We start from the raw sequence: 13,449 nt of genomic DNA on the forward strand, positions 1-13,449 counted from the left end.
GCCGGGCGTCCTGTCCGGCGGCCAGCGTCAGCGCGTCGCTTTGGCGCGAGCACTCGCGGGGCAGCCGGGACTGCTGCTGCTCGACGAGCCGCTCGGCGCGCTCGATGCTCTGACGCGAATCGAGATGCAGCGCCTCATCGAGCGGCTGTGGGAGGAGCAGGGCTTCACCGCCGTGCTCGTCACGCATGACGTGAGCGAGGCGGTCGCACTTGCCGACCGGGTCATTCTCGTCGAGGATGGCGTGATCTCCCTCGATGTCGAGATCCGCCTCGCGCGGCCTCGGGAGCGGGACAGCGCCTTCGCGCATTACGAGAAGCTGATTTTGGACCGCATTTTGGGCGGGGAGGAAGGCTCCGAGCGGCTGCGGGCGACGGGATATTCAATCTAAGCCGGCGGATACAGATCGATGTTTTCTTCGGTCAGGGATAGCAGAGGGTGGGATTTTCCATCCTCTGCTTTTCGTTTGAAGCGATAGATTCGGATTTGCTCCAGCCTTTTGATAGAATGGGAAATAGAGGGAGAGTGATGGCGATGAAAACAGGCCGAGCAAAAGCCGGTCTTCTTCTTGCCGCCGCTGCTGTGCTGCTGTCAGGCTGCGGAGAGTCTCAGACCATCCGGTACCAAGGGAGCGGCGGCAGCTGGGAAGGAAGCTACCAAGCGGATTTGGTCAAGAGCAAGAAGTCGCAGTTGGGGACGTATTCTTTCCGCTACAAAGGGGATGCGCGCAAAGAGATTGAAGCCTTCTCGATCGCGACCGATGGACCCGGTCATTTTTACTATCGTGGATCGGACGGCCTGCCCGGTCCGACCTTGTCCTCCGGCATCGTGTGCGATGACTGCACTCCCGAGAAGGACACGATAATGGTCGTAATGGAGTGGACCGACAAGGATGGGGGGCATCAAGAAAGCTTTGAGCTCAAGAAATCGTGATCCCTTCGAGCTCCAAAAGCCGTAAATCCCGTTCCTGGGCAGGGGTTTCCGCCTTCGGCGAAAAGCCTCCTGCCGTTTTTACTCCGAAACATAGCGAGGACCCGGGAACGCCCCGGCCGCTCCGATTTCTCCAGCTCGCCCGCGATTCGATCCGGACCGCCGTCGTTGCGAGCCCATACCGTTCCCTCGAACTTTCCTCGACCTGGTCGAGGCCGCGCAGTTCCTTGATTTTCTGCAATGGATGCTGCCGTTCCCACAGCCTCTTCGCGTGCCGCTTCCGCCTTTGCTCACTGGCTCTGTCAGGTTTTTCAAGCCCTCCCGCCCATAAACGAGACCCCGAAACCCCTTCAATTCGATCCGAATTTTCCGTATAATGCTTACGGACGAAGTGCATCGGACCCCGGCTTTTCTGAGACTGGAAAGTCGCCAAAATCATCCTGCAGGAGGTCTGGGAAAGAATTGAAAGCAGCAAGCTGGAAAAACCAATGGCTCACCGATCCCAAATCCAACATTCTGTCCGGCATCACGGTCGCCCTCGCCTTGATTCCGGAGGCGATCGCCTTCTCCATCATCGCCGGCGTACATCCGATGATCGGCTTGTACACCTCCTTCATTATTGCCGTCGTCATCTCCTTCTTCGGCGGTCGGCCCGCGATGATCTCGGCCGCGACCGGCGCGATGGCGCTGCTCATGGTCAACCTGGTCCGCGACCATGGCTTGGAGTATCTGTTCGCGGCCACTGTCCTGTGCGGCATCATCCAGATGGCGATCGGCTATATGCGGCTGGGGCACTTGATCCGCTTCGTGCCGCATTCAGTCATGAACGGCTTTGTCAATGCGCTCGCCATCCTGATCTTCACCGCGCAGCTCGTGCATTTCCGGGGGCAGGGATGGCTCATGTATGCGCTGCTCGCCCTGACGCTGGCTATTATTTACGGCCTGCCGCGTCTGACCAAGGCGTTCCCGTCCGCGCTCGCGGCGATCATCGTCGTCTCGGCGATTACGATGGGCTTCAAGCTGGACGTCCTCACCGTCGGCGACATCGGCAACATCACGAGCGCGCTGCCGAGCTTCCACCTGCCGAATTTCGTTCCGAATGTGGACAATCTGATGATCATCCTGCCCTACTCGGTCTCGCTCGCTCTGGTCGGCTTGCTGGAGTCGCTCCTGACTTCGAATATCGTCGACGACATGACCGACACGGCGAGCAGCAAGAACCGGGAGGTCAAGGGCCAGGGCATCGCCAATATCGTGACCGGCTTCTTCGGAGGCATGGCAGGCTGCGCGATGATCGGCCAATCGGTCATCAACGTCAAATCGGGCGGACGGACCCGCCTGTCCACGTTCACAGCGGGCATCTTCCTGCTTATTCTGATCATGGTACTAAGCAGCGTCGTCAAGGAAATTCCGATGGCCGCGCTCGTGGGCGTCATGTTCATGGTGTCCTTCGGAACGTTCAACTGGCGTTCCCTGACGGAGCTGAAGCGGATTCCGATCGGCGACAGCATCGTCATGGCCGTGACGGTCATCATCGTCGTGATGACGCACAATCTGTCTTATGGAGTCATGGCCGGTGTCGTCATCAGCGCCTTGATCTTCGCCCGCCGCATCTCCGGAATGAAGGTCGAAGGAACGATGGAAGGTCGCCGCAAGCGCTATTCCGTTACGGGCCAGCTGTTCTTCGCCACAACGACGGCGTTCGTACAGCAGTTCGATTATGCGGATGATCCGGACGAGGTCGTGATCGACTTCGGTCAGTCCCATGTATGGGATCATTCCGCCGTCAACGCGATCGCCAAGCTCGCGGACAAATACGCCGCCGCCGGCAAAAGCGTTGCGCTTGAAGGGCTCAACGAGCAGAGCCGCAGCCTCGTCGACCGCATCGGTCTTGGCGGCGGAGCCCACTGACAAGATGAAAAGGACTGAACCCAGCCGTTCGAGCGGCTGTGCTCAGTCCTTTTTCTTTTTTGCAGCCGGGAAACATCCGAGCGAAGGTGCGCCAAAGGCGGTTAGTACCAATATCGCAGAGTGGTTTTGGAAAGGGATGTTCTTCATTTTGAAAAACAGGAAACATTATGAAAATGAGGCTTAAAATAAATAGAATCATAGAATTAACCGTGATTACAGCTAGTTAAAACAGGTAAAACCATCAAAAATAATATAAAAAATATTTTCTCCAAACAGTGATCCTTTTCAAAATCAGGCGCGTTTCACTCCATGAAAAGAGGTTGAAGAGTATGACGGACAACATTCTAAAATCTACCAAAAAATCGAGGAGTGAATAACATGAACATCAAAAAACTGGTCGCACCCGTACTCAGCCTGACCCTGCTCATCCCAGCCGGAATGGCCGCAGCAGCTCCAGTCCATGCCGCATCGATGAAACCGACGGTCAATACTCCAGCAGCCGATCTTCGCGCCGGATTGGACCAGCTGCTCTCCGAGCACTTTGCTCTTGCAGTCGTCGCCATGACAAAAGCTTACGAAGGCTCCAAGGATGCCGCAGCCGCTTATAAAGCGCTGGATCAGAATGCAATCGACATGGGACCGGCGATCGAATCGCTGTACGGCAAAGCGGGAGCGGATGAGTTCGAACGCATCTTCCGCGCCCACAACCAGGCGACCGACGAATTCGCCAAAGCCGTCAAGATGAACAACGCGGAAGCCAAAAAAGCGGCTCAAGCCCAAGTGCAGAGCTTTGTCGATGAATTCTCTTCCTTCCTCGCGACGGCAACGGCCGGCAACCTTCCCAAAGAAGCGGCCGCTCAAGCCCTTCGCCTCCACGAGGATCAAGTCCAGATGGTATTCGACGAGTATGTAGCAGGCGATTACAAGGATGCTTACAGCAAGTACCGCGAAGGCTACAAAACGATGTTCGTCATCAGCAAGGCGCTCTCCACGGCGATTGCGAAGCAGATGCCGGATAAATTCAACAACACGACGCCGGATACGAAAGCCGCCGATCTGCGCTCCAGCCTGAATGCTCTCGTATCGGAGCACGTAGCCCTATCGGTTCTGCAAATGCAGAAGCAGCTGGACGGCTCCAAGGATTCCGATGCCCTCATCAGCACCGAAGCGATGAATACGGCCGACTGGAAAGCGGCGATCAGTTCCCTGTACGGCGCTGCCGGCGCTGACGGCTTCGAGAAGCTGTGGGTAACGAATCATATCAATGCTCAAAGCGACTATGTCAATGCGGTCAAGATGAGCGACGCCAATGCCAAAGCCGCGGTCAAGTCCCGCATCGAAAGCTTCACGAAAGACTTCGGCGCCTTCCTCGGCACGGCTACAAACGGCAATCTGCCGGCTGCAGCCGCTACGGAAGCTCTGATGAAGCATGAAGGTCAAATCCAAGCCGCCTTCGACCAATACGCCGCCGGCAACTACGACGGCGCTTATGCGACCGACCGCGAAGGCTTCAAATTCGTCTTCGGCGTCGGCCAGGCGCTCGGCAATGCGATTGTAACCCAATATCCGGACAAATTCATGGACGCTGCGGTCGTAACGCCGACACCGGCACCAACGCCGACACCGACACCAGCTCCTGAAATGACGACGGTCTGGATGAAGCTGAACAGCAAGCAGCTGAAGGTGAACAGCTCGACGACTCAAATGGATACAACTCCGGTTATGTGGAACGGCATGACGTATATTCCGCTGCGCTTCCTCAGCGAAGGCATCGGCGCCACGGTCAGCTACGACAAAGCGGCCAAAGGCATCTGGGTCATGGCCGGCTCCGACAAGCTCGGCTTCTGGGCCGGCAAGGACACCTTCTCCCTGAACGGTGTGAACAAAAAGGTATCCTCCAAAGTCGTCATCGACAAAAACGGCCGCACGCTCGTTCCGCTTCGTTTCATCGCTGAAACGCTGAACTGGAACGTCATGTTCAACAGCAGCGACGGCTCCATCACGCTGACTTCCAAGATGTAAGGCCAGTCTTCATCCGGTTCCAACTCCAAGCCGGCTTCGCGGATCCTATCTGCGGAGCCGGCTTTTTCCATTCCAATGTAACCAAGAGATCGTCCCGCTCGTCTTAAGAAGCGGAGGTGTAAACCCAATGAAAAGAAAATCAAAAACGTTCGCGCTGTCCAGCGCGGTTCTGATGCTTATGCTCGCCGGCTGCGGCGCAGGCAATTCGGAAGGCGCGGCTGGCGGCGAAGCCAGTCCTGCGCCGGAGGCCAGTCCGGTCGTCTCCGCTTCAGCGTCTCCGACTCCTGCCCCGAGCGCCGAGCCTTCGGTCGCGCCAACTGCCGCTCCGCTGCCGGAGCAGGCGGAGCACCGGAAATACGGCCTCTACAACGGAGCGGCCGATCCGCATACGGTCGAGATCCAATCGGACGGGCAGCCCCAGTCTTATCAGCTCGGGGAAGGCGTCGGCACGGAAGGCATCGACGAAGGGAGCGAGGTTTTCTTCATCTATAAGGAACAGCCGGTAGAAGGAGACGCTTCCGTGAAGCAGCTGGTCCTGACCAAGCTGGCCAAGGCGAAAACCTTCAAGCTGAGCGTGCAGAATGTTCCGACGGAGAAGCCGGCCGCCCTCATGCAGGGCAAGGGGTTCGGATTGTATGTGTTCAGCGCGCTTGATTTCGATCCCGAAAACGGAACGCTGTCGTTTGGAGATCCGGCACAGGGAAACAACCTGCAAGCTTCCATTGCGCCGCTGCCTTCCGGTTTCAACACGGAAGATCTGAGGGAAGAAGCGCGGAAAGAGTTCAAAGACGCCGATCTCGCCGACGTTCCCAAGGAGAAGCGTCCAGAGCCGTTCCGCGACGCGGCGCTCTTCCTGGAAGGAAGCAGCGATGCGCACATCAAGCAATTCATCGTGAAGGAATACGGCGGCCAAGGATTCGTCTTTAAAGTAAGCACGAACGAGACCGAGGACGGAGGCATTTTCTCCGATTACGTCTACACAAGCTTGGATTCGCTGGAGCGCTCCTCGAACCCAAGGTAAGGCTTGCTGAAACGGAAGGTTATACACAGATTTGTGCACACTATGAACAGGTTCGAAAGCCTGTAATATGAAGAAATTGAAAAAGTTGCCCACTTATCCACAATTCAAGTTATGCACAAGAGGATACATGCTTCCGGGTGCGTTCCTTCCTGAACGGCGTTTTGCGGCGCAGGCATGCTCCTGCATTCCGCAACGCATACTTTTTCCGCTTCCTGCACATACCAACCCGGTATGCGAACTAAATCAGGCAGGAGGCGGACGATGAATGAAAGCCCGAATCAAAGCGGCGGGAGCGGCCGGCTGCATGCTGGCGATGCTTGTTCTTTCCGCTCAGGCAGCGGAAGCCGCTGCCCCTGAGCAGCGGTCCAATCGGAATGCCGCCGTCGCGGAGCACAATCAGGAAGCGGCGGCAGGATGGAGCAAGCCCTACCATTTCGGCTTCAAAAAAAGCAAAAACGGCCAGCTTCCCTCGATAGCCGAGGAGGGCTTCATGCCGATGCTTGAGAAGCATAAGGCGATTTTTCTCGGCAATACGGCCGAGAAGGAGCTGTATCTGACCTTCGACAACGGGTACGAGAAGGACAAGCTTACGGCGCAGATTCTGGACGTATTGAAGGAGAAGAAGGTCCCGGCCATCTTTTTCATCACGGGCCATTATGTCAAGACGGAGCCTGATCTCGTCAAGAGGATGGCCTCCGAGGGCCATCTGATCGGCAACCATTCCTGGAGCCATCCCGATATGAGCACGCTGCATCCGGATGCGGTCAAGCGGGAGCTGGCCGATGTGAAAAAAGCGGTAGCCGACCTGACAGGCTTCCGGGAAATGAACTATTTGCGTCCTCCGAGAGGCATTTTCAGCGACCGCATGCTGGAGGCGAGCAAGGAGGACGGCTATACCAATGTGTTCTGGTCGGTCGCCTACAAGGATTGGGATACCTCCGCTCAAAAAGGGGCGGAATATGCCTACAGCAACGTAATGGGCCAGCTTCATCCCGGTGCCGTCCTGCTGCTTCACGCGGTATCCAGGGACAATGCGCAAGCTCTCGGACGAATAATCGACTCCGCGCGAGGCCAGGGGTACACGTTCAAAAGTCTGGATCAGCTCACGCAGCGGACTTATCGCTGAAGCCGGAAGCGTCCTTCCGCTGCTTACGGCAAGCTTAAGGGCTAGGTATGGGCAAGCCATCATCTTCGGGACAAGTGCAAGGGATGGGGTCAACCGGTTTATTTGGTTGGCCCTTTTCCGATTTGCAGGCATCGGGAGGGCATGTCCGTCCAGGTTTTTGAACGAGCGATGGCTAGTTGCGCGCCTGCGCCTAGAAGGGAAGGGATGAAAGATACAGGGAAATCCAATTGTCGATTTAGGATACCATATGGTATCCTAATAAGGAAATGATACTCATACGCACAGAGGAGCTGTATCTCATGACCGAAAACCTGCAACCGGGCCGCTCGCTGCCCGATATCCGTCAGACCCAGATCATCAACGCCCCCATCGCTCTCGTATGGGAGAAAGCCGCTACTTCCGAGGGCATCGCCTCCTGGTTCATGCCCAATACGTTTAAACCGGAGGATGGAGCGGAGTTCATCCTGCATGCGGGCCCTTTCGGAGATTCCAAATGCAAAGTAACCGAGCTGTCGCCTCCACGCCGGCTTAGCTTCGCCTGGGGAGAACAATGGTCCATCACGTTCGAGCTGCGCGAGCTGGAGCCGGATGTGACGGAATTCACCTTGATCCACTCCGGCTGGCTGGAGGAAGGAAGGACGGAATTCGGACAGCCTCACAGCCAGGTGCGGGGCCATATGAACGGCGGCTGGGAGAAAATGGTTCAGAAGCTCGCCGGCATGTTCCCTTCCTGACATATGGGAGCGAAGGAACAGCGGCATGACGTGTTTCAGGCGATCGCCGATCCGACTCGCCGGGAGCTGCTGCAGCTGCTTCGTACCGGGGAGGAGTTTCCGCTCAAGGGCATCACTCCTCATTTTTCCATGACAAGGGCTGCCGTATCCAAGCATCTGCATATTTTATCCGATGCGGGACTCGTTCACGAACGGCGTGTCGGGCGCGAGACCCGGTACCGGATGAATGCCGATCCTCTGCTGGAGCTTCGGCGCTGGCTCGCCTTCTTCGAACGTTATTGGGACAACAAGCTGGGCATGCTGAAGATGATTGCGGAGACGGAGCATGAAGCAGCCGGCGCGAAATCGGATCAGCCGGCCGCTCAGGACGGGAAATAGAACGGGGGATTCATGCCATGGTCGCTGTCGGGCAGCGTGTGCCGGGCTCTGCCGGGCGGCGTGCATGAAGCTTGGTGAAGCGTTGTGCAGGGCGGGCAGCGTGTGCCTGGCTCTGCCGGGCGGCGTGCATGAAGCTTGGTGAAGCGTTGTGCAGGCAACGCCTCCCGTCTCAGGGATCCGCATGAACCGCATAGGCGGACATCCTGCAAGGGCTCTCGGACCGTTCGTTTGATCGCCGAAACCCGGCTATGCTATAATAATGTAACTTACTTAGTTACAGTTAGTTGTGGACGGATTCGAAACAACGGGAGGAAGGCAGCATGAAGGTAGAGATTTGGTCCGACTATGCATGTCCGTTTTGCTATATCGGCAAGAAAAGGTTTGAGTTGGCGCTGCAATCGTTTCCGCATCGGGACAAGATCGAGGTCGTATACCGCAGCTTCGAGCTGGACCCGAATGCAAAGCACGTGCCGGGCACCAGCATTCATGAACTGCTGTCGCGCAAATACGGATTCCCATTGGAACAGGCCAAGGCGAGCAATGCGAATGTCGGCAGCCAGGCCGCCGAGCTCGGCTTGACCTTCGATTTTGACGCGATGAAGACGGGCAATACGTTCGATGCCCACCGCCTGATGCACTGGGCATCGCAGCAGGGCAAGGGCAACGCCCTTTCCGAAGGGTTGTTCCGTGCCTACTTCGAACAGGGACGGCTGCTCGAAGACCGCCAGACGCTGGCGGAGCTGGCAGCTGAAGCAGGGCTTGATGCGGCGGAAGCAGCAGAGGTTCTCGCTTCGGGACGATATGAGGCGGAGACGAGGAGAGACGAGCAGGAAGGCTCCGAGCTGGGCATCCAGGGAGTTCCTTTTTACGTCCTGGATCGCAAATACGGCGTATCCGGCGCCCAGCCTCCATCCGTATTCCTCCAGGCGCTGGAGCAGGCTTGGTCGGAGCGCGCGGCCGCTGCCGCCGATTCCGTTCAAGCCGGAGCTGCCGCAGGCGGGGACTGCGGAGATGGAGCCTGCGCCGTTCCTGCAGCAGCGAGCGATGGGGACGCATGCGAGGACGGGAGCTGCGCTGTCCCGGATCCAAGCGGCAAGTAAGGAAGGTGAAGAAGCAAGCTGCGCAAGCCGCTTGCTTCTTCTTTTTTTATGGACATGTCTGGCGGAAGCCCAGGCAGCCGGTATCCGGCATCCGATACCCGGCGCCAGGCACGAAACAGCAGACTAGTAGGCACCTGAAACAAGACACAAGAAGCAAGGCACCAGACACCAGACACCAGACACAAGACACAAGAAACAAGAGAAGAAACAAGGAACAAGGCACCAGACACAAGGCACCAGACACAAGGCACCAGACACATGGCACTAGAAACCAGACACTAGAAACCACAAACCAGAAATCACAAACCAGAAACAACAAACCACAAACCACAAACCACAAACCACAAACCAGACACCAGCCCCGACACCTGACATTGGAACCCGGCATCAGGGACTAATCAGTAACACGAGGCACGATGACATAAGCTTATTGGAGCAAAGGCTGCTCGACTGGACATCAGACCCGTTATGGGGATGAAACTGGCCAAAAAGGAGATCTATCGGACATCAGATCCGTTATGGGGATGAAAATGGCGAAAAAGGAGATCGGACATCAGATCCGTTATTTGGCCCGTTTCCTGTGTTTTTGAGGCCGAAACGGCTGAATAACGGATCGTATGTCCGATAATCAGCCGAATCGCAGCTAAACGAGCGAATAACGGATCCTATGTCCGATAGAATGAGCGATGGATCTCATTCGTAAGAAAGCATTTGGAAAAACGTCGTGTTCGCTTCAACATCTCGCTCCCCTCAACATCTTGCACCCCTGCGTCCCAAACATAGCCAAACCGCATATAGCCGTGCCCGCTAATCGCCAACCTCAGCGGTTTTCCTTCTATCCAAGCGCGTGGGTCAGAGAGATCATCGTCAGCAGCCCGGCAATGAACGAGAGGGTCGCGGTTCTTGCATGTCCATCCCCGTGGCTCTCCGGAATCAGCTCCTTGTAGACGACGAACAGCATGGCTCCGGCCGCGAAGGCGAGGCCGTAAGGGACGACCGGCTCTATGGCCGCGGCAAAGCTGCCTCCAAGGAGTGCAGCGATGAATTCCAGCAGTCCGGTTCCGACAGCCATGAGGACGGCGTAACCGCGTTTTGTACCTTGAGTAATCAGGAACAGTGCCGTCAGGAAGCCTTCCGGAATATTCTGCAAGCCGATGCTGACGGCTACGATCGGTCCCAGCTGGATTTCGCCGCTGCTGTAGCTGACGCCGACGGATAAGCCCTCCGGCAGATTATGCAGCGCCATGGCGGTGAGGAAGAGCGTGGAATTGCGGTCCAGGCCGAACCATCCGCCGCTCTGCGAGTGCAGCGGCTGCGGAAGCTCGCCATGGACGGTGTCGGTATGCGGAATGAGCAATTCCAGCAGCATAAGCACGAATGTGCCGAGCAGGATGCCAATTGTCAGCACGCCTAGATTGGACAGCTTGAGAGCGCTTGGAATGAGGCCGTAGGTCGATGCGGACACCATGATGCCGGCCGTGAATGCAAGCAGCACGTCTTTGCCGCGATGGGTCATGGAGCTGATAAAAAGGGCGGGAAGCGCGCCGACCGCCGTGCACATGGCCGTCGCCAGCGACCCCAGCAGGATCGGATTCATGGCAGTTCTCCTTGCTCCGGTCAAGCCGGCAGAGTTCGCTTGATTACGCCTGTACGGAAGGCATCGAAAGGTAGCTTTTATAGCGGAGGCTGGACACGCGGACCCTCCCGATTCAATTCCGATGGCATTGCCAAAAGTCTGCCCGCCGCTGAAGCCGTGCCGTCCTGCGGACGGGCAGCTCTGTTCAAAGTATGCCGCCCTGCGGACGGGCAGCTTTGTACCAAAGTATGCCGCCCTGCGGACGGGCAGCTTTGTACCAAAGTATGCCGCCCGCGTGCGGAACATGTTTTTCCTGCTTGTCCGGACTTCTCCCCTCGGCGCCGGGCGGGACTTTATTTCCTTGCCGCTTGCCGATACAATGGGCATACCGGATAGGATCATCCTGCCAGCTGCAGCTTATGCAGCTAGAGCCGGCCAAAGGGGCATCGACTATGATATCCGACCTGCTTGACTATATGACGGAAGAAAATCTGCACCGGCTGCTCGGAGAATACCGTTCCTACGGACCGCTCCCAGGCATCCTGCTGACCTTCCTGAAATCGTTCGTGCCGCCGCTTCCGACGATTCTGATCGTCGGCGTCAACGCCGCCGTATACGGCCTGTGGATCGGCTTTTTATACTCGTGGATCGGCCTGGTGGCCGGCTGCATGGCTACGTTCCTGCTGGTGCGCACGGCGGCCGGCCACCGCATCGCCCGCCGCTGGGCGGCGAAGCCCAAGGTGAAGGCCAGCATGGACTGGATTCGCCGCAACGGCTTCAGCTATGTGTTCGTCCTTAGCTTGTTTCCAGTCGGTCCGTTCGTGCTGGTGAACATGGCCGCTGCCGTATCCCGCATGAGCGTGCTTCGTTTTCTTGCCGCCGTCGCCGCCGGCAAAGCGGTCATGGCGCTGGCCGTTTCCTTCGTCGGCTATGACATCGCCCGCTTTTACCGGGATCCGCTCCAGCTCGTCTATGTCGTCCTGTTCATCGTGCTCTCCTGGTATGTCTGCAAAAAAATCGAAGCCCGCTTCATGCGCAAAGAAGTCGCTCCGGACGGAGCTCAAGCCGCAGGCGGAAATTAGTTCACGTGTTTCAAACACCCTGACAATCAGTTGTCAGGGTGTTTTTGTTAGTCTGGTTGCAGATGCTAAGGAGATTCCGATGAATCGGCCAGCCGTGAAGTCTTTGCGGTAAGCATCTTTGTCCGGACTGTTTCAGTTTCAACTGAAATCAGTCTCCGGACTGATTTTCGCAGCAAGGCTCCTCGATATAATAGGGGAAGCGTCCGGCCTGATCGGCCGGCAACAGACAGGGGAAGGGCAGGGGATCATCATGGCGCAAGCCTCACGCAGCACGGGCCTCATCGTGGCCGGATTGCTGCTCGGCATTCTGATGGCTTCCATGGACCAGACGATCGTATCGACGGCTATGGGAACCATCGTCAGCGAGCTTGGAGGACTGGACAAATTCGTCTGGGTCACTTCGGCGTATATGGTAGCGGAAATGGCGGGCATGCCGATCTTCGGCAAGCTGTCCGATATGTACGGCCGCAAGAGATTCTATATTTTCGGCATCATCGTGTTCATGGCGGGCTCGGCGCTTTGCGGCACCGCGACTTCCATCGAGCAGCTGGCCATATACCGGGCCATTCAGGGCATCGGGGGCGGAGCGCTCGTGCCGATCGCCTTCACGATCATGTTCGATGCCGTGCCGGCAGGCGCGAGGGGCAAGCTGGGCGGCCTGTTCGGCGCCGTATTCGGCCTCTCCAGCATCTTCGGGCCACTGCTCGGAGCTTACATTACGGACCATATCCATTGGGAATGGGTTTTCTACATCAATCTTCCGCTCGGCTTGATCGCGCTTGCCTTCATCGCGATCTTCTACAAGGAATCGCCCAAGCATGCCAAGCAGGTCATCGACTGGGGAGGCGCGGCAACGCTGGTCGGAGCGGTCGTCTGCCTGATGTTCGCCCTGGAGTTCGGCGGGAAAACCTACGCTTGGGATTCCATTCAAATATCCGGCCTGTTCGCCGGATTTGCCGTACTCACCCTTCTGTTCGTCGTGTTCGAGCTGCGGGCCAAGGAGCCGATCATTACGTTCGGCATGTTCCGCAACCGTGAATTCCTCTCCAGCAATCTGATCGGCATCTTCAGCGGCGCCGCCTTCGTGACGGCATCCGTCTACATTCCGATCTTCGTGCAGGGCGTGCTGGGAGGAAGAGCGACCAACTCCGGCCTCGTGCTTCTGCCGATGATGGTCGGCTCGGTCGTGACGGCCACGATGGGCGGCTTCCTCATGACCAAGCTGAAGTACCGGACCCTCATGATGCCGACTCTTGCCATCCTCGTGCTCGGCCTCGTGCTGCTCGCGACGATTGGCGAGGGAACGAACATCTGGACGCTGAGGCTGTTCATGATTCTGGTCGGCCTTGGCATCGGCGCCTCGTTCTCGGTGCTCAGCAATGCGGCCATCTTCTCCGTGCCCGTCTCGGACCGGGGAACGGCCAGCGCGACGCTGAACTTCCTGCGTTCGCTCGGCATGGCGCTCGGCATTACGGTGTTCGGCATCGTCCAGAGCCATCTGTTCAGCGGCCGCATGAAAGATCTGCTCGGCGGAGCGGCAGCCGCTCCGGGAGCCGCTGCCGGCGCCGATGC

Annotated in this window: 12 protein-coding genes; 11 read left to right on the top strand and 1 reads right to left on the bottom strand. The window is 57.5% G+C overall.

What is annotated here, in order from left to right:
• The 9 genes from BN871_RS12045 to BN871_RS12090 all read left to right on the top strand — a co-directional run.
• Window positions 1–388 (top strand): ATP-binding cassette domain-containing protein (locus BN871_RS12045; RefSeq protein WP_048746230.1); only part of this gene is annotated, 388 nt, incomplete at its 5' end.
• Window positions 389–531: 143 nt separating this feature from the next.
• Entirely contained in the window at window positions 532–930 is a 399-nt protein-coding gene (locus BN871_RS12050; RefSeq protein WP_048746232.1) for a hypothetical protein, read from the top strand.
• A 459-nt stretch (window positions 931–1,389) separates the two neighbouring features.
• On the top strand, window positions 1,390–2,838 hold the full coding sequence (locus BN871_RS12060; RefSeq protein ID WP_021880537.1) for a SulP family inorganic anion transporter: 1,449 nt from the start codon (window positions 1,390–1,392) through the stop codon (window positions 2,836–2,838).
• Between the two features lie 378 nt (window positions 2,839–3,216).
• Window positions 3,217–4,860, top strand: a complete 1,644-nt coding sequence (locus BN871_RS12065) for a copper amine oxidase N-terminal domain-containing protein (RefSeq protein WP_048746235.1) — start codon at window positions 3,217–3,219, stop codon at window positions 4,858–4,860.
• A gap of 127 nt (window positions 4,861–4,987) precedes the next feature.
• On the top strand, window positions 4,988–5,881 hold the full coding sequence (locus tag BN871_RS12070) for a hypothetical protein (RefSeq protein ID WP_021880535.1): 894 nt from the start codon (window positions 4,988–4,990) through the stop codon (window positions 5,879–5,881).
• Window positions 5,882–6,146: 265 nt separating this feature from the next.
• Complete coding sequence (gene pdaA, locus BN871_RS12075) at window positions 6,147–7,007, top strand: delta-lactam-biosynthetic de-N-acetylase (protein ID WP_021880534.1); 861 nt, start codon at window positions 6,147–6,149, stop codon at window positions 7,005–7,007.
• 299 nt (window positions 7,008–7,306) lie between these two features.
• Window positions 7,307–7,741: an SRPBCC domain-containing protein gene (locus tag BN871_RS12080; RefSeq protein WP_048746237.1), complete on the top strand. Its 435-nt coding sequence runs from the start codon at window positions 7,307–7,309 to the stop codon at window positions 7,739–7,741.
• 3 nt (window positions 7,742–7,744) lie between these two features.
• Window positions 7,745–8,119 carry a helix-turn-helix transcriptional regulator gene (locus BN871_RS12085; protein ID WP_021880532.1) on the top strand — a complete coding sequence of 125 codons (375 nt, stop codon included), beginning with the start codon at window positions 7,745–7,747 and terminating at the stop codon, window positions 8,117–8,119.
• Between the two features lie 320 nt (window positions 8,120–8,439).
• On the top strand, window positions 8,440–9,219 hold the full coding sequence (locus tag BN871_RS12090; RefSeq protein WP_048746240.1) for a DsbA family oxidoreductase: 780 nt from the start codon (window positions 8,440–8,442) through the stop codon (window positions 9,217–9,219).
• 835 nt (window positions 9,220–10,054) lie between these two features.
• Here BN871_RS12090 and BN871_RS12095 read toward each other — a convergent pair.
• The gene (locus BN871_RS12095; RefSeq protein ID WP_048746242.1) at window positions 10,055–10,816 is read right to left on the bottom strand and encodes a ZIP family metal transporter; all 762 of its coding nucleotides are present in this window, start codon (window positions 10,814–10,816) and stop codon (window positions 10,055–10,057) included.
• Between the two features lie 431 nt (window positions 10,817–11,247).
• Between BN871_RS12095 and BN871_RS12105 the strand changes: the two genes are divergently transcribed.
• Both BN871_RS12105 and BN871_RS12110 read left to right on the top strand, forming a co-directional pair.
• Window positions 11,248–11,877 carry a TVP38/TMEM64 family protein gene (locus BN871_RS12105; RefSeq protein ID WP_021880529.1) on the top strand — a complete coding sequence of 210 codons (630 nt, stop codon included), beginning with the start codon at window positions 11,248–11,250 and terminating at the stop codon, window positions 11,875–11,877.
• A 250-nt stretch (window positions 11,878–12,127) separates the two neighbouring features.
• Window positions 12,128–13,449, top strand: a 1,322-nt coding sequence (locus tag BN871_RS12110; protein WP_048746245.1) for an MDR family MFS transporter, incomplete at its 3' end; no start/stop codon positions are given.

The sequence above is a fragment of the Paenibacillus sp. P22 genome (assembly GCF_000469945.2).
GTDB lineage: Bacteria > Bacillota > Bacilli > Paenibacillales > Paenibacillaceae > Paenibacillus_O > Paenibacillus_O humicus.